At 60.2% G+C, this 23,105-nt stretch carries 25 protein-coding genes; 10 read left to right on the top strand and 15 right to left on the bottom strand.

The annotated features are described in order from the left end of the window. Positions 1-15 precede the first annotated feature (15 nt). The 3 genes from sdhA to sdhC are packed head-to-tail and all read right to left on the bottom strand — an operon-like array spanning position 16 to position 2,649. Positions 16-1,857 carry a succinate dehydrogenase flavoprotein subunit gene (sdhA, locus tag FHX06_RS25020; RefSeq protein WP_113209720.1) on the bottom strand — a complete coding sequence of 614 codons (1,842 nt, stop codon included), beginning with the start codon at positions 1,855-1,857 and terminating at the stop codon, positions 16-18. 7 nt (positions 1,858-1,864) lie between these two features. Further along, positions 1,865-2,245 (bottom strand): succinate dehydrogenase, hydrophobic membrane anchor protein, encoded by a 381-nt coding sequence (gene sdhD, locus FHX06_RS25015; protein WP_112545616.1) that lies wholly within the window; start codon positions 2,243-2,245, stop codon positions 1,865-1,867. An 11-nt stretch (positions 2,246-2,256) separates the two neighbouring features. Next, positions 2,257-2,649, bottom strand: coding sequence for a succinate dehydrogenase, cytochrome b556 subunit (gene sdhC, locus FHX06_RS25010; RefSeq protein ID WP_112545617.1), 393 nt, complete (start codon positions 2,647-2,649; stop codon positions 2,257-2,259). 302 nt (positions 2,650-2,951) lie between these two features. On the opposite strand from sdhC, the gene FHX06_RS25005 reads away from it, so the two are divergent. After that, positions 2,952-3,446, top strand: coding sequence for a hypothetical protein (locus tag FHX06_RS25005; RefSeq protein ID WP_113013288.1), 495 nt, complete (start codon positions 2,952-2,954; stop codon positions 3,444-3,446). Here the strand turns inward: FHX06_RS25005 and FHX06_RS25000 are convergent. Genes FHX06_RS25000 through tsaD form a run of 5 tightly spaced genes read right to left on the bottom strand, consistent with a single transcriptional unit; the run spans position 3,443 to position 6,914 of the window. Next, a complete protein-coding gene (locus FHX06_RS25000) occupies positions 3,443-4,090 on the bottom strand; it encodes a class I SAM-dependent methyltransferase (RefSeq protein ID WP_183881208.1) in 648 nt (215 codons plus the stop codon). The two genes, FHX06_RS25005 and FHX06_RS25000, sit on opposite strands and share 4 nt — an antisense overlap. Positions 4,091-4,096: 6 nt before the next feature. After that, on the bottom strand, positions 4,097-4,528 hold the full coding sequence (locus tag FHX06_RS24995) for an EVE domain-containing protein (RefSeq protein ID WP_037101755.1): 432 nt from the start codon (positions 4,526-4,528) through the stop codon (positions 4,097-4,099). Positions 4,529-4,533: 5 nt separating this feature from the next. Further along, positions 4,534-4,827 (bottom strand): YciI-like protein, encoded by a 294-nt coding sequence (locus FHX06_RS24990; protein ID WP_113209722.1) that lies wholly within the window; start codon positions 4,825-4,827, stop codon positions 4,534-4,536. A 9-nt stretch (positions 4,828-4,836) separates the two neighbouring features. Beyond that, a complete protein-coding gene (locus tag FHX06_RS24985; protein WP_113209723.1) occupies positions 4,837-5,820 on the bottom strand; it encodes an NAD(P)H-dependent glycerol-3-phosphate dehydrogenase in 984 nt (327 codons plus the stop codon). Next, positions 5,817-6,914 carry a tRNA (adenosine(37)-N6)-threonylcarbamoyltransferase complex transferase subunit TsaD gene (gene tsaD / locus FHX06_RS24980; RefSeq protein WP_113209724.1) on the bottom strand — a complete coding sequence of 366 codons (1,098 nt, stop codon included), beginning with the start codon at positions 6,912-6,914 and terminating at the stop codon, positions 5,817-5,819. Before tsaD ends, FHX06_RS24985 begins: the two co-directional genes overlap by 4 nt. Before the next feature lie 72 nt (positions 6,915-6,986). Here tsaD and hemC point away from each other — a divergent pair, with 72 nt between their 5' ends. The 6 genes from hemC (at position 6,987) to FHX06_RS24950 (ending at position 12,827) form a co-directional block, all read left to right on the top strand. Beyond that, the gene (gene hemC / locus FHX06_RS24975; RefSeq protein WP_113209725.1) at positions 6,987-7,916 is read left to right on the top strand and encodes a hydroxymethylbilane synthase; all 930 of its coding nucleotides are present in this window, start codon (positions 6,987-6,989) and stop codon (positions 7,914-7,916) included. Positions 7,917-7,921: 5 nt separating this feature from the next. Continuing rightward, positions 7,922-8,629: a uroporphyrinogen-III synthase gene (locus FHX06_RS24970; RefSeq protein ID WP_113209726.1), complete on the top strand. Its 708-nt coding sequence runs from the start codon at positions 7,922-7,924 to the stop codon at positions 8,627-8,629. A 68-nt stretch (positions 8,630-8,697) separates the two neighbouring features. Continuing rightward, the gene (locus FHX06_RS24965; RefSeq protein WP_183881206.1) at positions 8,698-9,972 is read left to right on the top strand and encodes a COG4223 family protein; all 1,275 of its coding nucleotides are present in this window, start codon (positions 8,698-8,700) and stop codon (positions 9,970-9,972) included. A 2-nt stretch (positions 9,973-9,974) separates the two neighbouring features. Continuing rightward, the gene (locus tag FHX06_RS24960; protein ID WP_113209728.1) at positions 9,975-11,582 is read left to right on the top strand and encodes a heme biosynthesis protein HemY; all 1,608 of its coding nucleotides are present in this window, start codon (positions 9,975-9,977) and stop codon (positions 11,580-11,582) included. A 17-nt stretch (positions 11,583-11,599) separates the two neighbouring features. Next, on the top strand, positions 11,600-12,085 hold the full coding sequence (locus tag FHX06_RS24955; protein WP_112545627.1) for a TerB family tellurite resistance protein: 486 nt from the start codon (positions 11,600-11,602) through the stop codon (positions 12,083-12,085). Further along, a complete protein-coding gene (locus FHX06_RS24950) occupies positions 12,075-12,827 on the top strand; it encodes a glutamine amidotransferase (RefSeq protein ID WP_113209729.1) in 753 nt (250 codons plus the stop codon). The genes FHX06_RS24955 and FHX06_RS24950 overlap by 11 nt, the downstream gene beginning before the upstream one ends. Here the strand turns inward: FHX06_RS24950 and FHX06_RS24945 are convergent. After that, on the bottom strand, positions 12,808-14,052 hold the full coding sequence (locus tag FHX06_RS24945) for an MFS transporter (protein ID WP_113209730.1): 1,245 nt from the start codon (positions 14,050-14,052) through the stop codon (positions 12,808-12,810). The two genes, FHX06_RS24950 and FHX06_RS24945, sit on opposite strands and share 20 nt — an antisense overlap. 65 nt (positions 14,053-14,117) lie before the next feature. Between FHX06_RS24945 and FHX06_RS24940 the strand changes: the two genes are divergently transcribed. Next, a complete protein-coding gene (locus FHX06_RS24940) occupies positions 14,118-14,507 on the top strand; it encodes a YggT family protein (RefSeq protein ID WP_112545630.1) in 390 nt (129 codons plus the stop codon). Continuing rightward, positions 14,504-14,815, top strand: coding sequence for a DUF167 domain-containing protein (locus FHX06_RS24935; protein WP_113209731.1), 312 nt, complete (start codon positions 14,504-14,506; stop codon positions 14,813-14,815). The genes FHX06_RS24940 and FHX06_RS24935 overlap by 4 nt, the downstream gene beginning before the upstream one ends. Positions 14,816-14,873: 58 nt before the next feature. On the opposite strand, the gene ppa is transcribed toward FHX06_RS24935, so the two are convergent. From ppa to FHX06_RS24915, 4 genes are all read right to left on the bottom strand, one after another. Continuing rightward, complete coding sequence (ppa, locus tag FHX06_RS24930) at positions 14,874-15,410, bottom strand: inorganic diphosphatase (RefSeq protein WP_112545632.1); 537 nt, start codon at positions 15,408-15,410, stop codon at positions 14,874-14,876. Positions 15,411-15,558: 148 nt separating this feature from the next. Continuing rightward, the gene (locus FHX06_RS24925; protein WP_112545633.1) at positions 15,559-16,065 is read right to left on the bottom strand and encodes a GNAT family N-acetyltransferase; all 507 of its coding nucleotides are present in this window, start codon (positions 16,063-16,065) and stop codon (positions 15,559-15,561) included. Between the two features lie 198 nt (positions 16,066-16,263). Next, a complete protein-coding gene (gene typA, locus FHX06_RS24920; RefSeq protein ID WP_029869162.1) occupies positions 16,264-18,084 on the bottom strand; it encodes a translational GTPase TypA in 1,821 nt (606 codons plus the stop codon). Positions 18,085-18,243: 159 nt separating this feature from the next. Continuing rightward, positions 18,244-20,331 (bottom strand): M3 family metallopeptidase, encoded by a 2,088-nt coding sequence (locus FHX06_RS24915; RefSeq protein ID WP_113204340.1) that lies wholly within the window; start codon positions 20,329-20,331, stop codon positions 18,244-18,246. Between the two features lie 203 nt (positions 20,332-20,534). Here FHX06_RS24915 and FHX06_RS24910 point away from each other — a divergent pair, with 203 nt between their 5' ends. Continuing rightward, positions 20,535-20,981, top strand: coding sequence for a hypothetical protein (locus FHX06_RS24910; RefSeq protein WP_183881204.1), 447 nt, complete (start codon positions 20,535-20,537; stop codon positions 20,979-20,981). On the opposite strand, the gene FHX06_RS24905 is transcribed toward FHX06_RS24910, so the two are convergent. Then, positions 20,982-21,623 (bottom strand): LysE family translocator, encoded by a 642-nt coding sequence (locus FHX06_RS24905; RefSeq protein ID WP_183881202.1) that lies wholly within the window; start codon positions 21,621-21,623, stop codon positions 20,982-20,984. Between the two features lie 140 nt (positions 21,624-21,763). After that, a complete protein-coding gene (locus tag FHX06_RS24900; protein WP_029868784.1) occupies positions 21,764-22,987 on the bottom strand; it encodes an argininosuccinate synthase in 1,224 nt (407 codons plus the stop codon). Positions 22,988-23,105 lie beyond the last annotated feature (118 nt).

The following is a 23,105-nucleotide window of genomic DNA, read 5'->3' as shown; positions in this document are numbered from 1 at the left end:
GTCAGGTTCCTCTGATCAGTATACGCGGGCCTTCGGCTCGATCTTGTGGGGATCGATGCCGTCTGCGATGAGGTCGGTGTGGACAGGCCGGTAGTCGAGCTTCACGTCGCCCGCCTCGTTCACCCAGGCCAGCGTGTGCTTGCGCCAGTTGACGTCGTCGCGGCCTGCGAACGGACCTGACGTGTAGTCTTCGCGGGCGTGCGAACCGCGGCTTTCCTTGCGGGCTTCGGCGCCGTAGATCGTCGTGATGGCGTTTGCCATCAGGTTCTTCAGTTCCAGCGTCTCGACGAGGTCGGAATTCCAGATCATCGAGCGGTCGGTGACCTTGATGTCCTTGAGTTCGCCCCAGATTTCCGAAAGACGGCGGCAGCCGGATTCCAGCGATTCCTGGGTGCGGAACACGGCTGCGTCTTCCTGCATGGCGCGCTGCATCTTCTCGCGCAGCACCGCCGTCGGCGTGCCGCCACTGGCGTAACGCAGGCCGTCGAAACGGTCCATGATCTTGTCGCAGGCAGCCTTGTTCAGCGCCGGCACCGGTGCGTCGCGATCAATGATCTCGCCGGCACGGATCGCCGCAGCACGGCCGAAGACCACGAGGTCGATCAGCGAGTTGGAGCCAAGACGGTTTGCGCCGTGAACCGAGGCGCAGCCGGCTTCACCGACGGCCATCAGGCCGGGGATGATACGTTCCGGGTTGGAGCTGTCGGCGTTCAACACTTCGCCCCAATAGTTCGTGGGAATACCGCCCATATTGTAATGGACGGTCGGCAGAACCGGAATCGGTTCGCGGGTCACATCGACGCCGGCGAAGATCTTGGCGCTCTCGGAAATACCCGGCAAGCGCTCGTGCAGTACGGCCGGATCGAGATGGTCGAGATGCAGGAAGATGTGGTCCTTGTTCTTGCCGACACCGCGGCCTTCACGGATTTCCAGCGTCATGCAGCGCGAAACGACGTCGCGCGAGGCGAGGTCCTTGGCCGACGGCGCATAACGCTCCATGAAGCGCTCGCCTTCGGAATTGACGAGATAGCCGCCTTCGCCGCGAGCGCCCTCCGTGATCAGACAGCCGGAGCCGTAGATGCCGGTCGGGTGGAACTGCACGAATTCCATGTCCTGCAGCGGCAGGCCCGCACGCGCGATCATACCGCCGCCGTCACCGGTGCAGGTATGGGCAGAGGTTGCCGAGAAATAGGCACGGCCGTAACCGCCGGTCGCTAGTACCACCATCTTGGCGGCGAAGCGGTGGATCGTGCCGTCGTCGAGGCACCAGGCGACGACGCCGGTGCAGCGGCTGCCGTCATCGGACATGATGAGGTCGAGAGCGAAATATTCGACGAAGAACTCGGCGTTGTTGCGCAGCGACTGGCCGTAAAGCGTATGCAGGATGGCATGGCCGGTACGGTCGGCAACGGCGCAGGTGCGCTGTACCGGCGGGCCTTCGCCGAAATTCTGCATGTGACCGCCGAACGGGCGCTGGTAGATCTTGCCTTCCTCGTTACGCGAGAAGGGCACACCGTAATGCTCGAGCTCATAGACCGCCTTCGGCGCTTCCATGGTCAGATACTGCATGGCATCGACGTCACCGAGCCAGTCGGAACCCTTGACGGTATCGTAGAGGTGCCACTGCCAGCTATCGGGCGTCATGTTCTGCAGCGAGGCGGCAATGCCGCCCTGGGCGGCAACCGTGTGCGATCGGGTCGGGAATACCTTGGTGATGCAGGCCGTGCGGAAGCCCTGTTCGGCCATGCCGAGCGTGGCGCGCAGGCCGGCGCCGCCGGCGCCGACGACGATTACGTCATAGGAATGGTCGACATAGGTGTAGGCCTTCCCATTCTGAGCGGGTGAAGACGTTGCCATGATACGGTTATCCTACGAATGCGATTTTCAGAATGGCGAAGAGACAGAGGCCTGCGATCAGCACCGCAAAGAACGTATTCAGCATCAGCAGCAGCAACTTGCCGATCTCGCCGTGAACGTAGTCCTCGATGATGACCTGCATGCCGAGCTTCATATGGATGGTGCCGGAGATGACCATCAGGCCCATGATGACGGCGACGAACGGGTTCGACAGTGCTCGAACCACGTCGGCATAAGGCGCGCCGGCATAGACGATCATGAAGATGGCGAAGAAGATGATGAGGGGCACATTGGCGACGGCCGTCAGGCGCTGGCGCCAGAAATGATCGGTGCCTTCCTTGGCGGAGCCGAGACCGCGAACCTTGCCCAGAGGAGTGCGCATATCCATGAGTGCGACCTTCAGAAGCGAATGATGAAGCCGATCACCCAGACCAGCACGGTCAGACAGAGCGATCCGATGATATTGGCGATTGCGAGCTTGGTCGAGAATTCCTTCTCGAAGCCATGTCCAAGGTCCCACATGAAGTGGCGGAAGCCGCCGAGCAGGTGGTGGATCAATGCCCAGGTATAACCGAGCAGGACAAGCTTGCCGATAATGCTGCCAAGCACCCAGTTGGCCCAGTCGTAATAGGCCTGGCCGGTGGCGGCCGCGATCAGCCACCAGGCAATCAGCAGCGTGCCGAAATAGAGAGCGCCACCGGTGATACGGTGAACGATCGACATGACCATTGTGGGGATTGGCTTGTAAATTTGCAGATGCGGCGACAGGGGCCGGTTTGTCACATTCGCCATCAGAACCTCGCGGCGTCTTCTCTTTGCCCTTGATGTCAGGGGCATTCTCAGTCAACCACACGAATGACAAAATTCTGTGTGCGTTGCATCAATCTCGACGTTTAATCACCGAAACCCCTGACGACAAGCATAATTGCTGCCTGCTTTTAATTTAATCGATTCGCGTTACCGGGAAGTTTTCACGGCCGCGAAACTCGTCTCTTTCGCTCTATTTTTAACCTGACTGCACACCTGCGTGGACAACATCGGCCTTTTGGCGCAATCTGGCGTTAACGATTTGTTAGCGTTTCGGAGTTTGGTCCATGTTTCCCAGTCTGCCCAAGGCTGCCCTTGCTCTTATCGCGGTGCTGGCAGCACTGCCAGCCGCAGCTGGAGAACGCCACTTCGATCATCGCTTTCCGCGCCACAACGGCTTTAATGACGGCGTCTTCCTCGGCAGGCGCACACACTGGGACAGTGGCCTGCATTTCACACGTGACAACGTCATCCGCTATCGCCCGCGCACCCCTTTTCTCAGGCAGTTCAACTATCCGGGGACAAGCCGTTACGGCCGCAACAACATCGTCGTCATCACATCCCAGCCCCAGAATTATGATCAGAATTACGGGAGCAACGGCGTCTACGCCGGATCGTCCTATGCCTATCAGACGGATGGCGGGACCTATGTCGGCGGCGACGGGTACTATCGTCTGGCCGGGCCGGAGCGCAACCTTGCCCCGAAGGCCAAGGTGATCGATGTCGGAATTGCCGACGATCCCTGCTCTTATGAGGCCAATGTCTGCGTCATCAGACCCTAAGGCCTGAACCGCCAGACAGTCGTCTTCTTGACCTCGCTGTCTTCAAGCGCCCGGGTGACGGGCACTTCATAGACGGCGCAGAATTCCAGCCTATCCTTCGGTAAATAGGTGCGTCCGGGATCGCCGACCAGCACGTCCTTGCCCTCGGCCGCGAGCGTCTCGAACCAAGGCACGAGCGCCCCGGCGAAGGATTTGTCGTAGAAAACGTCGCCTGCGAGAACCACATCGGCATCGACGTTCTGACCAATCAGATCGGTCTCGTTGAAGTCCAGCGAGACCGAATTGGCGGCCGCATTCAGCCGCACCGCCGTCTGTGACCACGGATCGATATCGGAGGCCGTCACCTTGGCCGCGCCAGCCTGGCTTGCGGCAATTCCCACCAATCCGGAACCGCTGGCGAAATCCAGTATGCGCTTTCCTTTGACCGTTTCGGGATGATCGAGAACGTAGCGCGCCAGCCCCTGACCACCCGCCCAGGCAAAGGCCCAGAAAGGCGGCGGCAGGCCGATCGCCTCCAGCTCCTCTTCCGTCTTCAGCCAGAGCTCATGGGCTTCGCTGGCCAGATAAAGCTGGATTTTCGGCACATGCGGCGGCGCAAGCAGGCTCGTATTGGCGCGGATGAAGGTTTCTGGGTCAGTTTTCAAAACTGCTCAGCGCGGCGGGTTGTCGAAACCGCCCATGCGGCAAACCTCGGCCCATTCGTCGTCGGTCACCGGCTGCACCGAAAGCCGCATCGAGGTGACCAGCGACATCTTGGACAGTTTCTCGTTTGCCTTGATGTCCTTCAGCGTCACCGGCTTCGGCACGTCCATGACAGCGCGGATATCGACGCAATCCCAGCGATCGTCACCTTTCGCCGTCGAATCCGGATGCGAGAGCGCGCAGACTTCGACGATGCCGACGATCTCCAGCCCATCATTGGAATGGTAGAAGAAACCCTTGTCGCCGATCTGCATGGCCCGCATGTTGTTGCGCGCAAGGTAGTTGCGCACACCGGTCCATTCTGTTCCCTTCTCGCCGGCCGCCTTCTGCTGCTCCCAGGACCAGGCCGCGGGCTCGGATTTATAAAGCCAATGCGCCATCCCCCTCAAGCCTCCGGCTTGTTGAAGACCCAGTTGAAGGGCTTCACCTCGACGCTTTCGAAAAGACCGGCCAGCGCATATGGGTCGGCAGCGCCGAGCGCCGTGGCGTCATCAGCCGTTTCGGCATGGACGATCACGAGGCTGCCATTCGGCTTGCCTTCCGTATCGAGAAACGGGCCAGCCATGGCGAGTTTGCCTTCGGCATTCAGCTTGTTGAGATAATCCAGATGGGTCGCGCGCGTTTCCATGCGCACATTGAGATGGCCGGGCTTGTCCTTGCAGAGAAGGGCGAAAAGCATGTCTGTCTCCTATTCGGTCGTAATCGGACGTGTCATCAATTGTTCGATGGCTTCGGGTATGCCGAGCCTGCCGTCGATGATCGCGGAAACCGCGTCGGTAATCGGCATCTCGACGCTGAGTTCCTCGGCAAGTCGCGAGGCAACTGCAGCAGCAAAGGCCCCTTCCACCAACTCGCCATGCGAAGGATCGACCTTTTCGCCGCGTCCGAGCGCAATGCCGAAACGCAGGTTACGCGACTGATGGCTGGTTGCCGTCAGCACCAGATCGCCAAGGCCGGAAAGCCCGCGCGCCGTATCGGCATTGCCGCCCTTGGCGACGATGAAGCGCGACATCTCGGCAAGCCCGCGGGCAATCAATGCCGCGCGCGCCGAATCGCCAATGCCGGCGCCTTCGACAATACCGCAGGCAATCGCCAGTACATTCTTCAACGCACCGCCAAGCTGCACACCGATGCGGTCTGCCGAGGCATAGAGGCGGAAGGTGCGGCCGGAGATCGCCTGTGCCAGCCGCTCGGCAACCTGCATGTCGGCCGCGGCGATCGCCATGGCCGTCGGCAGCCCCTTGGCGATATCGGCGGCAAAGCCCGGGCCGGAGAGTACGCCAACCGGATGATCGGGCAATTCCCGCTCCAGCATGTCGGTCAGCAGCGCACCTGTTTGCCGTTCGATGCCCTTTGCGCAGGTGACCACGACGGCATCCGTGGCCAGATAAGGACCATATTGCCGAGCGGCGTCTGCCTGCGCTTGTGACGGCATGGCAAAGAGCACGATGCCCGCGTCGGCGATCGCATCTGCCTCAGCGGAGAATTCCAGCGTTTCCGGCAGTGGGATGCCAGGCAGAACAGCGTCGTGAAGCCGTTCGGACCTGAGATCTTCGATCAGCGCGGGATCGCGGCCGACGAGAATTGCCGAATTGCGCCCTGTGAGCGCGATGACGGATGCAAGCGCCGTACCGAAAGCTCCCGATCCGACCACAGCGATCCGTTCGCTCATGCCTTGGCTCCCCGCTTTCCGGATCCGAGCACGGTCCCGGCCTTGGAATCGAGCGGCCACCGCGAGCGCGGCTGCACATCGAGATCGTCTGGCACTACGCCCTTCGCCATCCGCTCAAGTCCGGCCCAGGCAATCATAACGGCGTTGTCGGTGCAGAGGTGAAGAGGCGGCGCGATGAAACGGAAGCCATTCTTGTCGCAGAGCGCCTGAAGCGTGCTGCGGATCTCCTGGTTCGCTGCGACGCCGCCGGCCACCACCAGCGCCTGCTTTTCGGGAAGGTCCGGAAATTCCGCCTTGAATCGCTGCAGGCCGCGGCCGATGCGATCTTTCATCGTGCGGGAAATCGCCTTCTGGAAGGAGGCGCAGATATCGGCGACATCCTGATCCGTCAGTGGCGCGATCTCGGTCGCCGCCTGGCGCACGGCCGTCTTCAGGCCCGAGAAGGAAAAATCGAGCCTCGCTTCGCCAACGAGCGGCCGCGGGAAATTGAAGCGATCGGCATTGCCACCCTGCGCCATCCTCTCCACCGCCGGTCCGCCGGGATAGGGAAGGCCGAGCAATTTCGCCGTCTTGTCGAAAGCTTCGCCCAGCGCATCGTCGATCGTCGTGCCCCAACGCTCGTACTCGCCGATGCCGCGCACGAGGATGAGCTGCGTATGGCCGCCGGAAACGAGCAGCATCAGGTAAGGAAAGGAAAGACCATCCGTCAGCCGCGCCGTCAGCGCATGGCCTTCCAGGTGGTTGACGGCATAAAGGGGTTTGCCCGCCGCCTTGGCGATCGCCTTGCCGGTCATTAGCCCGACAAGCAGCCCCCCGATCAGGCCAGGCCCCGATGTCGCGGCAATCGCGTCGACATCCGAGAGCGACACATTGGCGCGCTTCAGGGCTTCGTCGATCAGCTCGTCCAGCGCCTCGACATGGGCGCGGGCCGCTATCTCCGGCACCACGCCACCATAGGCGCTATGCTCGTCGAGCTGGGAAAGAACGACATCCGACAGGACATTGGAGCGGCCTTCGGCATCGCGCTCGACGACCGCAGCGGCGGTCTCGTCGCAGCTTGTCTCGATGCCGAGGATGCGCAGAAAGGGAGCCATGAAATCTGTTCGTTGATTGCGATAGGGGTTAAACCTGTTTACGAGAACTCCGGTAACAACGGAACAAAGCGGATGCAAACAAAACCTTTCCGTATCGGCACGCGTGGCAGCCCGCTGGCGCTCGCACAGGCCCACGAAGCCCGAGATCGGCTGATGGCAGCCCACAATCTGCCAGAGGAAATGTTCGAAATCGTCGTTCTGACGACCAAGGGCGACCGCATTACCGACCGTTCGCTGGCCGAGATCGGCGGCAAAGGACTTTTCACGGAAGAGCTCGAGCAGCAGCTTACAGCCGGCGATCTCGATTTTGCCGTGCATTCGAGCAAGGACATGCCGACCAACCTGCCAGAAGGTCTCTGTCTCTCGGCCTATCTGCCGCGTGAAGACATTCGCGACGCGGTCGTCGGCCGCACCGCTCCGAAGCTGATCGACCTGCCCCATGGCGCAACCGTCGGCTCATCCTCGCTTCGCCGTCAGGCGCTCATTCGCCGCATGCGGCCGGATATCAACGTCATCACTTTCCGCGGCCTTGTGGACACGCGCCTGCGCAAACTGCAGGAAGGTCAGGTCGACGCGACGCTTCTCGCGCTTGCGGGCCTCAAGCGTCTTGGCAAGGTCGAGGTGATCACCGATATCCTCGACCCCGATAGCTTCCCGCCGGCACCCGCACAGGGCGCAATCTGTATCGAGAGCCGTATCGGCGACAACAGGATCGACGAACTGCTGACGCCGATCAACGATCCGCCGACCTTCGACACGGTCTCCTGCGAACGCGCATTCCTTGCCGCCCTCGATGGCTCCTGTCGCACGCCAATTGGCGGTTACGCCATCTGCGAGGGTGATCAGATCCGTTTCTCGGGTCTCATCATTACCCCTGACGGCCGCCATCAGCATGCGATCACCATAGATGGCAATCGCCGCGATGCCGCTGCACTCGGCACCCGCGCCGGACAGGATGTCCGCGCAAGAGCAGGAAGCAGCTTCTTTGAGGACTGGAGCTAGCCGGCATGCGCGTGCTCGTCACCCGTCCGGCACATTCGGGCGAGCGAACCGCTCAACGTTTACGCGAGCTAGGCCACGAGCCACTATTGCTGCCGCTGACCCGTCCCATTCACGATGCGGCAGCCGCTCGCCGGGGTCTCGAAACAACCACTGGGGCGATAGCGATAACGAGCGCGGAGGCGGTGCGCACGCTACAATCTCTGGATGACTCGCTGACACCCCACCTTTCGCGCCGTCTCTTTGCCGTCGGCGAGGCGACGGCTGAGGAGGCCCGCAAGCTGGGATTCCGCTCCGTCACGGCATCGTCTGGCAGCGGCCGCGAACTGGCCGAGTTGATCGCGGCAAACAATACCGGCGGGCTTGTCTATCTCACCGGCCTTCCGCGTGCCGAGGCCTTCGAGACGCGGCTGGCCGAGCTGGGGCGTCAGTTCTCAGTGGCCGAATGTTACCGGATGGAATCTATCGCTCTCGACCCCGGGACGGTCGCCACCTTCCTCATGCGCAATCCTCCTGATGCTGTTCTTTTCTACTCCCGCCAAACGGCCGCAAATTTCTTTCAGATCCCGCAGGTAGAGTCCCTTTTATTGCAGCTGCCGAAAATCCGTCTCATTTGTCTCAGCAACACTGTAGCGGAAGCTGTTCCATCTCTTTTGAGCACAGCCTTGGAGATTTCGCCGATGCCGGATGAAAAAAGCCTTTTGTCGCTGCTTTGAAGGCTTTAGCCGCCCAAATTTGATCTAACCTCTTCCCTTAACTGCCGTCCCTGTCTAGTTTCGTTGCAATGCAGGATAATGAGGACCTCATGGTATCGGGAAATCCGCCACGCCACTCGAAGAGCTCCGACAAGCCGGTCACCATTGACCTGGACGCGCAGGACTTCGCCTCGGCGACTGATCCTGAAAAGCCTGCTGAAGAAGCCGCACAAGCCATCGATGATGCGCCTGTCGCCGAGGCCGTTTCCGCTGCAGAAGCCGCGGGTGAACCGCTGTCCGAACACGAAAGCGAACGCGCCGCCGGCGCGCAGGATGGGTCCTTCTCCAAGGAACCCCCGCTCTCGGAACCGGTGCAACCGCCGCCGCCGCAGAAGGGAGCGGTCACGTCGGGTCTGATCGCCGCGGGCATTTTCGGCGGCCTTGTCGCACTGCTCGGCGCCGGAGCCATTCAATATGCCGGTTATCTGCCGGGTTCCTCAACCTCGCAGACGAATTCAGCCGATATGGCCGATCTCGCCGGCGAGATCGAAGGGCTCAAGCAATCGGTCGCAAGCCTTGCCGCCAATCCGCCGCCGGCCGCCGATACAAGTGCTCTCGAAAAGCGCGTCGCGGCTCTCGAAGCGGCTCCCCAGACGCCGGCATCCGGCACAGCGACCGAGCCTGGCGGTGTTGAAGCGCTCAACCAGAAGATTGCAGATCTGACTGCTCAGATCGAGCAGTTGAAGACGAGCCTTACGCAGACCACCGAACAGCAGGCCTCCAGCGGCGCCGATATTTCCAGCCGCCTTGCCGAAGCCGAAAAGAAGCTGAATGAACCGCGCGAGGATGTCGCCGTCGCCCGGGCTATCGCAGCCGCGGCGCTCAAGGCCGCGATCGACCGCGGCGGCCCCTTCATCGCCGAACTTGATACATTTGCCGGCGTAGCACCCGACGATCCCGCTGCAACCGATCTGCGCGGCTTTGCCGAAACCGGCGTGCCCTCCCGCGCCGAGCTCATCCGTCAGGTTCCCGACGTTGCCGCAGCGATCGTCGAGTCCGTCAACCAGCCCGATCCCAACCAGAGCTGGTCCGACCGGCTGATGTCGAGCGCCAAATCCCTGGTTTCGGTCCGCCCCGTCGGAAATGTCGAAGGCGAAAGCGTTGAGGCGATCGCCGCGCGTATGGAGGACAAAGTGAAGAACGGCGATCTGCCCGGTGCAGCTACTGAATGGAACAGCCTGCCTGCTGCTGCCAAGCAGGCTTCCGCCGCCTTCAAGCAGTCGCTCGAAGCTCGTATCCGCGTCGAGGATCTCGTTGGCGGCGCTCTCTCGAAGGCCGTTTCCGGCACCGGCAAGGAAGGATGAGTATGGTCCGCCTGGTTATCTTCGCGCTCCTCGTCCTCGTTCTCGCATATGGTTTCTCCTGGCTTGCCGATCGTCCCGGCGATCTGTCGCTGATCTGGGAAGGCCAGATCTACCAGACCAAGCTGATCGTGGCGGCAAGCGCCATCATTGCGCTGATCGCTGCCGTCATGGTGGCCTGGTGGTTCGTCCGACTGATATGGACCTCTCCGCATTCGGTGACGCGCTTCTTTCGCGCCCGTAAACGCGACCGCGGTTACCAGGCGCTGTCGACCGGCCTCATTGCAGCCGGCGCCGGCAATGCCCTGCTCGCCCGCAAGATGGCGGCCCGCTCGCGCGGTCTTATCCGCGCCGATCAGGAACCGCTCATCAATCTTTTGGAAGCACAGGCGGCTCTCATCGAAGGCCGCTACGACGAGGCACGCTCCAAGTTCGAAGCGATGGCCAACGATCCCGAGACTCGGGAGCTTGGCTTGCGCGGCCTTTACCTGGAGGCCAGGCGTCTCGGCGCAAACGAAGCCGCCCGCCAATACGCGGAAAAAGCGGCCGACAATGCGCCATACCTGCCGTGGGCAGCACAGGCAACGCTCGAATATCGCAGCCAGTCCGGCCGCTGGGACGACGCCATCCGCCTGCTGGAACAGCAGAAGGCCGCCAAGGTTGTCGAAAAGGCGGAGGCCAACCGTCTGCATGCAGTGCTGCTGACGGCGCGCGCCGATGACAAGCTGGAAAGCAATGCCGCCGGCGCTCGTGACGATGCCCTCCAGGCGCTGAAGCTTTCAGCCGATTTCGTGCCCGCCGCACTTATCGCCGCAAAGGCGCTGTTCCGCGAGAACGGCATACGCAAGGCTGCCTCCATTCTCGAACAGGCATGGAAGGCCGCGCCACATCCGGAGATCGGTCGCGTCTATGTCCGCGCCCGCAGCGGCGATTCGACACTCGATCGCCTGAAGCGCGCCGAGCGGCTGGAAGGCATGCGACCGAACAATGTCGAATCTCTCCTCGTCGTCGCACAGGCCGCACTCGATGCACAGCAATTCGCCAAGGCGCGTGCCAAGGCGGAAGCAGCCGCCCGTATCGAACCCCGCGAGGCGGCCTTTCTGCTGCTCGCGGACATCGAGGAAGCAGAGACCGGCGATCAGGGTCGCGTGCGCCATTGGCTGGCACAGGCGCTGAAGGCGCCGCGCGATCCGGCCTGGGTTGCCGATGGTTTCGTTTCCGACAAATGGTTGCCGGTCTCGCCGGTGACCGGCCGTCTCGACGCCTTCGAGTGGAAGGCACCTTTCGGCCAGCTCGAAGGACCAGTCGAGGAAGGGTCGACCGCCCCGATCGAAACGGCGCTGAAGACCTTGCCGCCGCTGCGCCATACCCGGCCGGAAAGCGTGGTCAACGACCACCGCATTATCGAGCTGGAACGAGCCGCAACGATTGCGGAAGCCGTGCGGCCAGCAACTCCAGCCCCCACACCGGCAAAAGCCAATGAACCGTCCACCTCCCGACCGGCTCCTGCTGCGTCTGAACCAAAGCCCTTCTTTGGTGGCCTGCCGGATGACCCCGGCGTGCGCGATCCCAAGATGGAGCCGGAAACCAAGACGCGACTCCGCCTTTTCTGAAATGGAACAAAAACCGCATGTTCGAACGCTTTCAGGCATTCTTCCAAAATCTGACCGCCGACCGCCCGAAATCAGGCTTTGCGCCCGATGACCCGCGCATCGCGGTGGCCGCGCTCTGTATGCAGGTCATGGAGGCCGACGGTCAGATCAAGGACAGCGAGAAGAAGCGGCTGCGCAAGCTTCTGAAGGAGCAATACGCGCTCGACGGCAAACAGCTCGACGCCTTGATGGCCGCGGGGCTGGAAGCCGAAAGCACGGCAGTTGATTATTTCCGCTTCACCTCCGATCTAAAGAGACATCTCAATACCGAGCAGCGTCTGGAGCTGATCGGCATTCTCTGGGATATCGTCTATGCCGACGGCGAGCGCAGCGAGATGGAAGACCATGTGATCTGGCGGATCGCCGATCTCCTGGGTGTGTCCTCTCGTGAGCGTATTCAGAAGCGGCAGGAGGCGGCGGCACGAGTGACAAACGCACAGGTGGTGCAGGACGATGGCGACTGACAGGATAGTGAGACGCGACAAGCGTCCCATTCTCATCATTCTTCATCAGGAGCGCTCAAGCCCCGGCCGTGTTGGCCAACTTCTTGTCGAGAAAGGCTACGACCTCGATATCCGGCGCCCCGTGCTTGGCGACCGGCTGCCCTCGACGCTCGACGACCATGCGGGTGCAGTGGTGTTCGGCGGCCCGATGAGCGCCAACGATCCCGATGAATTCGTCAAGGCGGAAATCGACTGGCTGGAAATCCCCCTCAGGGAAAACCGTCCCTATCTCGGCATCTGCCTCGGCGCACAGATACTGGCGCGCCAACTCGGCAGCAAGGTCGCGGCCAATTGCGACGGGTCTACCGAGATTGGCTGGTATCCACTCCATACGACGGAGAAGGGCCGGCTGCTGATGCGCTGGCCGAAGATGGTCTATCACTTCCACCGGGAAGGATTTGAACTGCCGCATGGCGCCGAGCTGCTGGCATCCGGCGACGCTTACCCCAACCAGGCTTTCCGCTACAACGGCAACGCCTGGGGCCTGCAATTCCATGCGGAGCTGACGCGGGTGATGATGCATCGCTGGGTCGTGCACGGCGCCCATCGCTTCATCCTGCCGAATGCACAGCAGGGACGCGAACATCTCGAAGGCCGCATGTTGTTCGATGCGCCGCTGAGAGCCTGGCTCGACGAATTTCTCGATGTCGTCTTCGAAGGCAAGCCGACCATGGCCAGGACGACTAGGGCGCTTCTCGTATAGGCGCGTCGAGCGTATCGATCTTCCTGAGCTTCGGAAAGCCGCTTGCCCAGAGCGCAGCGACAGCAAGCGTACCGACCCCGCCGATGATGACGGCCGGAACCGCACCAAAGGCCGAGGCCATGGTGCCCGCTCGGAACTCGCCGAGCTCATTGGACGCGCCGACAAAGACCATATTGACGGCGTTTACGCGACCGCGCAGATGGTCCGGCGTCCAGAGCGCAATCAGGCTCTCGCGAACATAGACGGAAATCATATCCGCAGCGCCCATGATCGCGAGCGCTGCGATGGAAACCTCGGTATTGGTAGAGAAGCCGAACACGATCGTGCCGAGGCCGAAAATCGCCACGCCGATGAACATATACAGGCCGGCCTTATGCTTCAGCGGATAGGCGGCAAGGAAGATCGCCATGATGATGGCGCCCACGCCCGGCGCCGAACGCAGCAGGCCGAGGCCCCATGGCCCGAGCGTCAGGATATCACGCGCAAAGATCGGCATCAGCGCGGTGGCGCCGCCTAAGAGAACGGCGAAGAGATCCAGCGAGATGGCCCCAAGCACCACCTTTTCTTCCCTTATATAGCGGAAACCGCCGAGGATCATGTCCCAGTTCTTGGCTTCACCCGTCGTCTTCTGCGGCGGTTTCGGGATCGTGTAGAGCAGGATCGCGCCCAGCGCAGAAAAGATGACTGCGACCATATAGGCCGTCGAAGCGCTGACGCCGTAAAGCAGACCGCCGAGCACGGGGCCGGTGATGGCCGCAAGCTGCCATGAGGAGGAATTCCAGGCGATCGCGTTCGAAAGGTCCTTCTCCGGCACGAGGTTCGGCGCAAGCGACTGCACGGCCGGCGTCATGAAGGCGCGTTCTATGCCGAAGATCAGCAGCACCGCGAAAACCGGAATTGGTGAAAAGCTGCCGGTAATCGTCATCCCCAGGAGTGCAAGCGTGCAGAGCGCGCTGACAAGCGAGCAGATCGAGGCGATCGCACGGCGATTGTGCCGGTCGGCCACCGATCCAGTAACGAGGATCAGCGCGAGAGACGGCAGGAACTGCACAAGCCCGATCAGGCCAAGATAAATGGCGCTGCCGGTCTGGTCATACATCTGCCAGCCGACGGCGACGCTGACGATCTGCTGCGAGAAGGAAAGCAGAAACCGCGCGAAGAAAAAGCGGGTGTAGGACGGATGCCGGAACGCGGCAAAACGGTCTCCGGTGGGCGAAAGCGACATGAAGCTTTTTCCGAGAGAGCGGGCGCAGAATTGCCTGCGAAGCGGCCCGTTAAACATGATTTGCCATGCGTCTCCACACGGCCCTTGCTCGTTTAATCGCCAATGTCTACATATCTGTCAACAACGAACTGGAGACGGTAATGGCGGGAATTCTTGAAGCCATTTTTTTGATTATCAATGTGGCTTTGAACCTCTATTGGTACGTGATCATTGCCAGCGCCATTTTCTCGTGGCTGTACGCATTCAACGTCATCAATTCGCATAACCAGTTTGTGAGCCAGCTGGGTATGTTCTTCTATAACGCCACCGAACCTGCATTGCGACCGATACGCCGCTTTTTGCCCAATCTGGGTGGCATCGACATCTCTCCGATTGTTCTGTTGCTGATCATCCTGTTCATACAGGCCATACTCAACAATCCGATCAAGCCTTTCCTATTTTCGCTGGTCGTTTGAGCCGTCCCTGGAGGCTTTCCGGTGATCACGTGCGTCTTGCCGTAAGGCTGACGCCGAATGGCGGGCAGAATGCCATCGACGGTATCGAACCAGATGGCGAAGGCGGCATGTTCTTGAAGGCGCGTGTCACCGCCGTCCCGGAAAAGGGAAAAGCCAACAAGGCCCTCATAGCGCTCGTCGCCAAGTCTTTGGGTATTGCAAAGTCCTTGGTCAGCCTTGCTGCCGGCGATACATCGCGCAAAAAAATCCTCCGGATCGATGGCAATCCGGAGGATTTGATCAACAAGCTCGAAACGCTATTCGGCTAGAGCAATTCCGGCAAAGATGTGCAGCGGTTTTGCATCCGAAATTGCGTAAAGGCCGGAATCAGGCCTTTTCTTTCTTGGCGCGCTCGATGGCTTCAAGGATCAGCTCGCCTGCTTCCTTGGAGTCGCCCCAGCCATAGATCTTCACCCACTTGCCAGGCTCCAGATCCTTATAGTGCTCGAAGAAATGCTCGATCTGCTTCAGCGTGATGTCCGGAAGATCGGTATAATCCTTCACCTTGTCATAGCGCATCGTCAGCTTCGGCGAAGGGACGGCGATGATCTTCTCGTCCTTGCCGGAATTGTCTTCCATCTTCAGAACGCCGATGGGGCGCACGTTGATAACGCAGCCCGGAACCAGCGGACGGGTGCTGGCGATCAGCACGTCGATCGGGTCGCCGTCTTCGGAAAGCGTATGCGGCACGAAGCCGTAGTTGCCCGGGTAGGTCATCGGTGTATAGAGAAAACGGTCAACGACCAGCGTGCCGGCTTCCTTGTCCATTTCATACTTGATCGGATGACCGCCGACCGGAACCTCGACGATAACGTTGACGTCTTCAGGTGGATTCTTACCGATTGAAACGGCGTCGATGCGCATAGGAAACTCCCGGGAGGTTGAATTGCTCGAAGCCAGTTAATCGGTTTCATGACGCAACGCAACATGCCTCGCAAGCAATGCTTAATGCGCGCGGACGTCAAAATATATAATTTTTCTAATGAAAGATGCACCGATTGCGGTACCGCAATCAGTTCCAGATGAAGCCGATCTTTTTGATCTGCTTATGGTCGAAATTTTCCATACCTTCGCAGAAATCGACACCGCCATGGTCGCGATAAAAGCCGGCTGCGGTCTCATTTTCTTCCAGGCACCAGACGACCATACCGTTACAGCCGAGAGATTTCAGCAACCGCCGGGCTTCACCGAAAAGCAGTTTTCCGAGGCCGATACCCTGATATTCCGGGCGCAAATAAAGCTCGTAGATTTCGCCTTCCTGAGGCAATGCGCGAGCGCGATTGAGGCCGAGGGTTGCATAACCCGCGACAGTTCCTGCCACATCCAGAACAAGCAATGTCGCCGGACCGCGCGTCGCCTTGCGCCACCAGTTTTCGCCGCGGCGCTCGATCATCTGCGTCAGAGCACGATGCGGAATGATGCCGGCATAGGTATGCTGCCATGAAAGCCGGTGGGCTTCCGAAATGGCTCGGGCATCATGCGGTTCAGCCCGCCGGACATCGATCGACAACGTCTTCATAACGCTTACTCTGGTCCTGCCGGAAGCAATTAACCATATGCGGCAGCCGCATCGTGATCGATTGCCCACAGACTTGATATGTGGACGACAGAGAAAATTTAACGCTTTTTTAACGATTGTCACAAGACGGAATCGACGCAGCGCACAATAAAAAACCCCGGCGCGAAGGCCGGGGTTTTGAAGGAGTAGGCGAAGCTCTTAGAGAGCAGCCTTCGACTTTTCGAAACGCTTGCGATCGTTGGCGTCGAGATACATCTTGCGCAGGCGAATGTTCTTCGGCGTCACTTCCATCAGCTCGTCGTCCTGGATCCAGGAGAGAGCACGATCGAGTGTCATGCGGATCGGCGGGGTAAGCTTCACGGCTTCGTCCTTGCCGGCGGCGCGGATGTTGGTGAGCTGCTTGCCCTTCAGGACGTTCACTTCAAGGTCGTTGTCGCGCGAATGGATGCCGATGATCATGCCGGCATAGACCTTTTCGCCCGGCTCGATGATCATCGGACCGCGGTCTTCCAGGTTGAACATCGCATAGGCGACGGCTTCGCCGGAACCGTTGGCGAGCAGCACGCCGTTGACGCGGCCACCGATCACGCCCTTGTAGGGCTGGTAGTCGTGGAACAGGCGGTTCATGATCGCCGTGCCGCGCGTATCGGTCAGCAGCTCCGACTGGTAGCCGATGAGGCCGCGGGTCGGTGCGTAGAAACGCAGGCGAAGACGATTGCCGCCCGACGGACGCAGCTCGACCATCTCGGCCTTGCGCTCGGACATTTTCTGCACGACCACACCGGAATGCTCTTCGTCGACGTCGACGACAACTTCTTCGATCGGTTCGAGAACCTGGCCGCTTTCATCCTTGTGCATCACGACGCGCGGACGCGACACGGCGAGCTCGAAGCCTTCGCGACGCATGGTTTCGATGAGAACGGCGAGCTGAAGTTCACCGCGGCCGGACACGTAGAACGAATCCTTGCCTTCGGCTTCTTCGATCTTCAGGGCGACGTTGCCTTCGGCTTCCTTGAAGAGACGGTCGCGGATGACGCGGCTCGTCACCTTGTCGCCTTCAGTGCCCGCCAGCGGGCTGTCGTTGACGATGAAGGACATCGTGACGGTCGGCGGATCGATCGGCTGCGCCTTCATGGCTTCTGAGACGGCAGGATCGCAGAACGTATCAGCGACAGTACCCTTGGACAGGCCGGCAATCGCGACGATATCGCCCGCATGGGCCTCTTCGATCGCGGTACGCTCGATGCCGCGGAAGGCGAGGATCTTCGAAATTCGGCCGGTTTCGATCAGCTTGCCATCCTGGCCCAGAACCTTGACGGCCTGGTTCGGCTTGATCGAGCCCGATGCGATACGGCCGGTGATGATGCGGCCGAGGAAGGGGTTGGCTTCAAGGATCGTTCCGATCATACGGAACGGGCCTTCTTCGACCTTCGGCTCCGGAACGTGCTTGAGCACGAGATCGAGAAGCGGCGCAAGACCTTCGTCCTTCGGGCCTTCAGGATTGACGTTCATCCAGCCGTCGCGGCCCGAGCCATACATGATCGGGAAGTCGAGCTGTTCGTCGGTCGCGTCGAGATTGGCAAAGAGGTCGAAGACTTCGTTGATGACTTCTTCATGGCGGCCATCAGGACGGTCGATCTTGTTGATCGCGACGATCGGGCGAAGGCCGACCTTCAGCGCCTTGGAGACGACGAACTTCGTCTGCGGCATCGGACCTTCGGAAGAGTCGACCAGAACGATCGCACCATCCACCATCGACAGGATGCGCTCGACCTCACCGCCGAAGTCGGCGTGGCCGGGGGTGTCGACGATATTGATGCGGACACCCTTCCATTCCACCGAGGTTGCCTTGGCGAGAATGGTGATGCCGCGTTCCTTTTCGAGGTCGTTCGAGTCCATCACGCGCTCTGCAACGCGCTGGTTCTCGCGGAACGAACCGGACTGTTTCAGAAGCTCGTCGACGAGGGTCGTTTTGCCATGGTCAACGTGCGCGATGATCGCGATGTTGCGAAGTGCCATTTGTCATAATCTCTGAGGCTGGGGCGCTACGCTTAGTGGACGCGCCATTTATGTTTGGCGCGCTCATACCGTTTTTTTCGCGATTGCGAAAGGGGGTGGCACGCGAAAGCTGCGGCATGGCTATCACCATGCCGCTTTGCTCTATGTCATCAAACTGTCTTAAGCGTCACTGCCTGTCAATTCCTCGAAGGTCGCAAGGCCCTTCTTGACCAGCATCGCGTCCGGGCTCGGCAGCTTGCCGCGGAAAGCCTTGTAGGCGTCTTCCGGATCGACGGAGCCGCCCGTGGAGTAGATATTGTTCCGAAGCTTTGCGGCCATTTCGCCGTTGAAGGCATCGCCCGTCTCTTCGAAGGCGGCGAAGGCATCGGCATCGAGCACTTCCGACCACATGTAGGAATAATAGCCCGCCGAATAACCGCCGGAGAAGATATGCTGGAAGTGCGGCGTGGCGTGACGCATGACGATCGATTTCGGCATGCCGATCTCCGAGAGCACCTCGGCCTGAACGGCCATCGGATCCTCCACCTTGTCGCGCGTATGGAAGGCCATGTCGACCAGCGCCGAAGAGGTGAACTCCACGGTGTTGAAGCCGGAATTGAAGGTGCGGGCAGCGAGCACCTTGTCAAGCAGCGCCTGGGGCATCGGCTCTCCGGTTTCGAAATGCACGGCATATTCCTTGAGGATGGCAGGAACCGTCAGCCAGTGCTCGTAGAGCTGCGAAGGAAGCTCGACGAAATCGCGCGAGACCCCCGTTCCCGATACAGAGGGATAGGTGACGTTGGAGAGCATGCCGTGCAGCGCATGGCCGAATTCATGGAACAGCGTACGCGCGTCGTCGAGCGAAAGCAGCGCCGGCTTTCCTTCCGCGGGCTTTGCGAAATTGCAGACATTGTAGATGATCGGCATCTCGCCATGGTGGCCGTTCTTCATCGTCAGCTTGTGCTGTGACTGGAAGGAGCTCATCCAGGCGCCCGAACGTTTCGAGCTGCGGGCGAAATAGTCGCCGAGGAAAAGCGCGACCAGCTTGTCGTCCCGGTCGCGAATCTCGAAGACCCGGACGTCCGGATGATAGGCGGCAACGCCCTTCTTCTCGACGGCATGAATGCCGAACAGGCGACCAGCAACGTCGAAGCAGGCGTCGATGATCTTTTCGAGCTGCAGATAGGGCTTCAGCTCCGCTTCCGAGAAATTGAACCGCTGCGCCCGGATCTTCTCCGCATAGTGACGCCAGTCCCACGGCATGACGTCGTGGTTCTTGCCTTCCGCGGTGATCAGCGCGGCGATATCCGCTTCTTCCTCGTGAGCGCGCTTCACCGCCCTTGCCCAGACGGCGCGCAGCAGATCATTCACGGCCTCTGGCGTCTTCGCCATGGTGTTGTCGAGCTTCAGCTCGGCGAAGTTGGCGTAGCCGAGAAGCTTCGCCACCTCGTCACGCAACGCAAGGGTCTCTCTGATAATGCCGCGGTTATCCGTCTCGCCAACATTTTCACCACGCGCCACCCAGGCCTTGAAGGCCTGCTCGCGAAGGTCCCGGCGCTCGGAGAAAGTGAGGAACGGCTCGATGATCGAGCGTGACAGCGTTACAGCATATTTGCCGTCCTCGCCGCGCTCGCGGGCAGCAGCTGCCATTGCGTCGCGCAGGAAATCGGGAATGCCGGCAAGTTCCTCTTCGCTGGAGAGGATCAGCGACCACCCCTTTTCGTCGGCAAGTACGTTCTGTCCGAAGCCGGTGCTGAGGCCGGCAAGCTTTTCGTTGATCGAAGCAAGTTTCTCCTGCTCCGCCTTCGGCAGCTTGGCGCCTGATTTGACGAAGCCTTTCCAATGCCGCTCCAGCACGCGTGTCTGCTCCAGCGTCAAGCCGAGGCTTTCACGCTTTTCCCAGAGTGCGTCGATACGCTTGAAGAGGTCGGCATTCATGCCGATCTTCGAGTAATGCCGGGACATTTTCGGCGAAATATCCCGCTCCAGCGCCTGAATGACATCATTGGTATGCGCGCCGGCCCGGTTCCAGAAGAGAGAGGAAATACGCGATAGTTCATCCCCGGCAATCTCGAGCGCGACGACTGTATTGTCGAAACTCGGCTCTTCCTTGCTGCCGGCGATCGCGTCGATCTCTCTTTCGTGCAAGGCGAGCGCGGCCTCGAAGGCCGCGGCAAAGTCGCTGTCGGCAATGGCGTCAAAACGCGGCAGGCCATGAAGGCCATTCCAGTTGACAAGTGCCTGATTGAATTGAGTGGAAGAAGACATATGAAAGTCCTTTATGCCGGCAAGTGGATCGATAATATAGGAAGGTCGCCACGGAATTGATATGTGGTCGGCCGTGACTTTTGTCCGCCCGGCTAATTCTTGTGGGCAAGAATTGATACATAAAAATTAACCAATCGTTAACGATTGACGCGAATCGGCTCGAGACGCTAGTTTCCCTTATCTTCAAGTAAGAGGACATGCGCATGGAAATTTTTTCCCTGCGGTCTTCTCAGAGTTTGCTATTCAAAAATAATACAAACAATAACGCAAAAAGTTCGAAGACCGCTGATATTGTAATCGAGCCTAAGCACGGCATTGCTCAAGGCTCATTCCAGATCGAAGATTTTGATAATCGCCAGGCGATCGATTTCACGGCCGTCAGTGCAGGCGAATTGCGCAGCTATGCCCGGCAAAGCCTCGACAATGGCTTGATTGATCAGAGTACCTTTGCCGCAATATCCGAACCATTGCCCATGCACGCGATCGATCCGCTCGGCAACGTCATCGATCTGTCCAATGTCACCGACGGCACCAGTTTCAACTTCCTGGACTACTACAAGGACCAGCTTCAGATCGCCATGTCGATTGGCGACCCGAATGAGGTTCAGACGCTGAGATCAGTCGTCGGCTTCCTCGGCAGCGAGGCCTGATCAGGCCTTGCGCCAACCGAGCAGACCGGGCGTGGCATGCCACAGGGCCTGAACGGCGAAACCCATGAAGAGCACGCCCGAGCAACGTACGATCAGCCTTTCATGGGCGCGGTAGAAGCGGCGTACGACGCCGGCACCGATGATCCCGATCAGGATGATGTCGGCCGTGATGAAACCGACGAAGGAGACGCTGAGCAGCATCGGCAGGGCCTGAAAGTCGAGCGCACTTGCAGAGCCTGCGACCAGCGCCGTGAACGTGGCGAGCGCCACCGGATAGCCCTTCGGGTTGGTGACCCCGAAAATCAGTCCGCGGCGGAACGGCCGTTCCACGACGAGCAGCGCCTGTCCCTCGGCCTTCGGCTTGGCATTGATGGCGCTCCAGCCGATCCAGGCGAGATAGAAGCCGCAGGCAAGCCCCAGCAGGTCGAAAACGAACGTGCCGATCGTCTTGGCGCCGACGATCGCAACCAGCGCCAGACCCGACCAGACGAGATCGCCGACAAGATGCCCCATCATGAAGAAGGCGCCCGCCTTGCGACCCTGCCCGGCGCCAATACCGAGAAGCTGCAGGAAGGCCGGACCGGGGATGAGCACATAGAAAAGCGCCGCCAGAAAGGCGCCGACAAGCAGGGAAAGCGGCATGGAAAGGCTCCGATGATAACCGGTGCAGCTTATGCCATGACCTCGTCCCGTCAAGACACTGGTGGACGTTGTATCGGCCGGGAAAGAAAAAAGCCCGCGCGGCGGGGCCGGCGGGCTCTTTCGGATCGGTTCGACGAGCGTTACTTCTGCAGGTTACGCTTGCCGAGCGTGCGAAGGCGCAGCGCATTGAGCTTGATGAAGCCGGCGGCATCCTTCTGGTCGTAGGCGCCCTGATCGTCTTCGAAGGTGACGAGCTTGTCGGAATAGAGCGACTTTTCGCTCTCACGGCCGGTGACCATGACATTGCCCTTATAGAGCTTCAGCGTCACTTCGCCTTCGACATGCTCCTGGCTCTTGTCGATGAGGGCCTGCAGCATTTCGCGCTCCGGCGAGAACCAGAAGCCGTAATAGATGAGCTCGGCATAACGCGGCATCAGCTCGTCCTTGAGGTGTGCCGCTCCACGATCGAGCGTGATCGACTCGATCGCGCGATGCGCTGCCAGCAGGATCGTGCCGCCGGGGGTCTCGTAGACACCGCGCGACTTCATACCGACGAAGCGGTTCTCGACGAGATCGAGGCGACCGATACCGTTGTCGCGGCCATAATTGTTGAGGGTCGCGAGCAATGTTGCCGGAGACATCTCGACACCGTTGATCGAGACAGCATCACCCTTGCGGAAGCCAACCTTGATGGTCGTCGCCTTGTCGGGGGCTGCCTCCGGCGAGATGGTGCGCATATGTACATATTCAGGCGCTTCCTGCGCCGGATCTTCCAGAACCTTGCCCTCGGAAGAGGAGTGCAGCAGGTTGGCATCGACCGAGAAGGGAGCCTCACCCTTCTTGTCCTTGGCGACCGGAATCTGGTGCTTTTCGGCGAATTCGAGCAGATCGGTACGGCTCTTGAAGGACCAGTCGCGCCACGGCGCGATGATCTTGATGTCGGGATTCAGCGCATAGGCAGAAAGCTCGAAGCGAACCTGGTCGTTGCCCTTGCCGGTCGCGCCATGTGCGATCGCGTCGGCGCCGGTCTTGCGGGCGATATCGATGAGGTGTTTGGAGATCAGCGGGCGGGCAATCGACGTGCCGAGCAGGTAGACACCTTCATAGACGGCATTGGCGCGGAACATCGGGAAGACAAAATCGCGCACGAATTCTTCGCGCACGTCCTCAATATAGATCTCCTTGATGCCGAGCATCTCGGCCTTCTTGCGCGCCGGCTCCAGCTCTTCGCCCTGGCCGAGGTCGGCGGTGAAGGTCACGACTTCAGCGCCGAGTTCGGTCTGCAGCCACTTCAGGATGATCGAGGTATCGAGACCGCCCGAATAAGCGAGCACGACTTTCTTCACGTCTTTGTATGATGCCATGATGATGAGGTCCGTTGCATGAAGGCCGCGGCACACCCGCAAAGCCCGGTATCGCGGCACTTTTAGCGAGATTGGCGCGTGACGCAAGGGCAACGAGGCGCCAGCGGTACCCCGATAA

Source organism: Rhizobium sp. BK512 (genome assembly GCF_014194915.1).
In the GTDB taxonomy this organism is placed as follows: domain Bacteria; phylum Pseudomonadota; class Alphaproteobacteria; order Rhizobiales; family Rhizobiaceae; genus Rhizobium.
This window is presented reverse-complemented; position numbering and strand designations above follow the sequence as displayed.

Coding starts and splice junctions, on each gene's coding strand:
- FHX06_RS24995 (WP_037101755.1), bottom strand. CDS start 4,528: ATGGCGCATTGGCTTTATAAATCCGAGCCCGCGGCCTGGTCCTGGGAG.
- sdhC (WP_112545617.1), bottom strand. CDS start 2,649: ATGGCGAATGTGACAAACCGGCCCCTGTCGCCGCATCTGCAAATTTAC.
- FHX06_RS24990 (WP_113209722.1), bottom strand. CDS start 4,827: ATGCTTTTCGCCCTTCTCTGCAAGGACAAGCCCGGCCATCTCAATGTG.
- hemC (WP_113209725.1), top strand. CDS start 6,987: ATGCAAACAAAACCTTTCCGTATCGGCACGCGTGGCAGCCCGCTGGCG.
- FHX06_RS24945 (WP_113209730.1), bottom strand. CDS start 14,052: ATGTCGCTTTCGCCCACCGGAGACCGTTTTGCCGCGTTCCGGCATCCG.
- sdhA (WP_113209720.1), bottom strand. CDS start 1,857: ATGGCAACGTCTTCACCCGCTCAGAATGGGAAGGCCTACACCTATGTC.
- typA (WP_029869162.1), bottom strand. CDS start 18,084: ATGGCACTTCGCAACATCGCGATCATCGCGCACGTTGACCATGGCAAA.
- tsaD (WP_113209724.1), bottom strand. CDS start 6,914: ATGGCTCCCTTTCTGCGCATCCTCGGCATCGAGACAAGCTGCGACGAG.
- FHX06_RS24965 (WP_183881206.1), top strand. CDS start 8,698: ATGCAGGATAATGAGGACCTCATGGTATCGGGAAATCCGCCACGCCAC.
- FHX06_RS24915 (WP_113204340.1), bottom strand. CDS start 20,331: ATGTCTTCTTCCACTCAATTCAATCAGGCACTTGTCAACTGGAATGGC.
- FHX06_RS24955 (WP_112545627.1), top strand. CDS start 11,600: ATGTTCGAACGCTTTCAGGCATTCTTCCAAAATCTGACCGCCGACCGC.
- FHX06_RS24985 (WP_113209723.1), bottom strand. CDS start 5,820: ATGAGCGAACGGATCGCTGTGGTCGGATCGGGAGCTTTCGGTACGGCG.
- FHX06_RS24960 (WP_113209728.1), top strand. CDS start 9,975: ATGGTCCGCCTGGTTATCTTCGCGCTCCTCGTCCTCGTTCTCGCATAT.
- FHX06_RS25005 (WP_113013288.1), top strand. CDS start 2,952: ATGTTTCCCAGTCTGCCCAAGGCTGCCCTTGCTCTTATCGCGGTGCTG.
- FHX06_RS24940 (WP_112545630.1), top strand. CDS start 14,118: ATGCGTCTCCACACGGCCCTTGCTCGTTTAATCGCCAATGTCTACATA.
- sdhD (WP_112545616.1), bottom strand. CDS start 2,245: ATGGATATGCGCACTCCTCTGGGCAAGGTTCGCGGTCTCGGCTCCGCC.
- FHX06_RS24970 (WP_113209726.1), top strand. CDS start 7,922: ATGCGCGTGCTCGTCACCCGTCCGGCACATTCGGGCGAGCGAACCGCT.
- FHX06_RS24910 (WP_183881204.1), top strand. CDS start 20,535: ATGGAAATTTTTTCCCTGCGGTCTTCTCAGAGTTTGCTATTCAAAAAT.
- ppa (WP_112545632.1), bottom strand. CDS start 15,410: ATGCGCATCGACGCCGTTTCAATCGGTAAGAATCCACCTGAAGACGTC.
- FHX06_RS24925 (WP_112545633.1), bottom strand. CDS start 16,065: ATGAAGACGTTGTCGATCGATGTCCGGCGGGCTGAACCGCATGATGCC.
- FHX06_RS24950 (WP_113209729.1), top strand. CDS start 12,075: ATGGCGACTGACAGGATAGTGAGACGCGACAAGCGTCCCATTCTCATC.
- FHX06_RS24905 (WP_183881202.1), bottom strand. CDS start 21,623: ATGCCGCTTTCCCTGCTTGTCGGCGCCTTTCTGGCGGCGCTTTTCTAT.
- FHX06_RS24900 (WP_029868784.1), bottom strand. CDS start 22,987: ATGGCATCATACAAAGACGTGAAGAAAGTCGTGCTCGCTTATTCGGGC.